Origin of the sequence: Bartonella sp. CL435QHHD, from assembly GCF_042195095.1 — a bacterium.
In the GTDB taxonomy this organism is placed as follows: Bacteria; Pseudomonadota; Alphaproteobacteria; order Rhizobiales; family Rhizobiaceae; genus Bartonella.
The window spans coordinates 1-1,398 of the sequence record NZ_JBHINS010000001.1 but is presented as its reverse complement, the minus strand read 5'-3'; the positions used below and the strand labels follow the sequence as shown (position 1 = coordinate 1,398).

The 1,398-nt window shown below is 42.8% G+C and carries 1 protein-coding gene and 1 pseudogene; both read left to right on the top strand.

The features are described from left to right. Positions 1 to 876, top strand: an 876-nt coding sequence (locus ACFILH_RS00010) for a phage tail protein (RefSeq protein ID WP_375667165.1), incomplete at its 5' end; no start/stop codon positions are given. An 81-nt stretch (positions 877 to 957) separates the two neighbouring features. After that, positions 958 to 1,398, top strand: a pseudogene (locus ACFILH_RS00005) (phage tail protein); the annotation flags it as partial.

The following is a 1,398-nucleotide window of genomic DNA, read 5'->3' as shown; positions in this document are numbered from 1 at the left end:
TTATCCGATACGAGTGGTGTGATTGAAAGCACTTTTACGGTTGATGCTGAACAGCAGACGACGTTGATAAGACTTCAAAGCCAATCGCAATTTTTAGAGTATAAGAATGGGATATCAATTTGTTTTAAAGCGAAGGGTAAGAATGTTGGGGAAACCGCAATTGCCTTGAATGATTTAGCCGCTAAACCTGTTTATAAGGCGACGGAATTAGGCATTCGTGCATTATCTGGAGGCGAGCTTCAAAGGGGGTGCATTTATAGCTTGGTTTATAGGGATCATGCTTGGCAAGTTTTAAATCCTACGCCTCTCTCTTTATCACAAGAACCGGTTATTCCCATTTGTCCTACAGGGACGATAGGAATTTTTGGAATGCAAGTTTTGCCAGAGGGCTGGTTACCTTGTGATGGGAAGGCTTATTTGCGCAGTGATTATCCTGCTCTTTATGAAGCGATAGGGATCAGATGGGGAGGCGCTGATACTTGGAACAAGTTTAACGTTCCCGATTTGCGTGGTGTTTTTTTACGAGGTGTTGATGATGACCGAGAGATAGACCGCTTTCGTTATCTTGGCACTTTACAAAATGACGCTATGAGAAAGCATGATCATAGTGGTCAATCCTTTACGATTTTGAATGATGAAAATCAGGAAGAGAGTTGGCATGGTGATATGACGATCATCTGGGGATATGTGTTGAATGACCAGCAAAGATTGAAACTTGCCGAACGTTTGGGTGTGAGAGCAGAGGATATACGTGTGCACCATAAGCTCGCCTTTCCCCATTCCCACCTTCATATGCGTGATGTTGCATTGGCAAGTTCAGGTGTAAGTGAGACGCGTCCGATTAATATAAGTGTTGTATTTGGAATCAAGACGTGAGGTTCAGATGTCCACGATTTNTAAGTGAGACGCGTCCGATTAATATAAGTGTTGTATTTGGAATCAAGACGTGAGGTTCAGATGTCCACGATTTATGATTGGTCTTTAACGGCATCTGAGAATGGTGGTGCTGATGCTTTAATTAATTGGTCAGAGGGACAGCACCCTAACACGGTTAATAATAGCGCTCGTTTTATGATGCAACGGGTGCGTGAATATTTATCGGATACGGGCGGCGTACTTGAAGGGATTGTGACGGTTGATAATAACCAAAAGACGAGCGTGATAAGGCTTCTAAGCCAATCGGCATTTTTAGAGTATAAGAATGGCATATCGGTTTGTTTTAAAGCGAAGGGCAAGAATGTTGGGGCGACAACAATTGCTTTAAATAATTTAGCCGGTAAGCCCGTTTATAAGGCGACAGAAACCGGTTTATTAGCCTTATCGGGAGGAGAGATACAAGATGGCTGTCTTTATACGCTTGTGTATGATGAAGATATAACCGGTTGGCAAGTTCTCAAC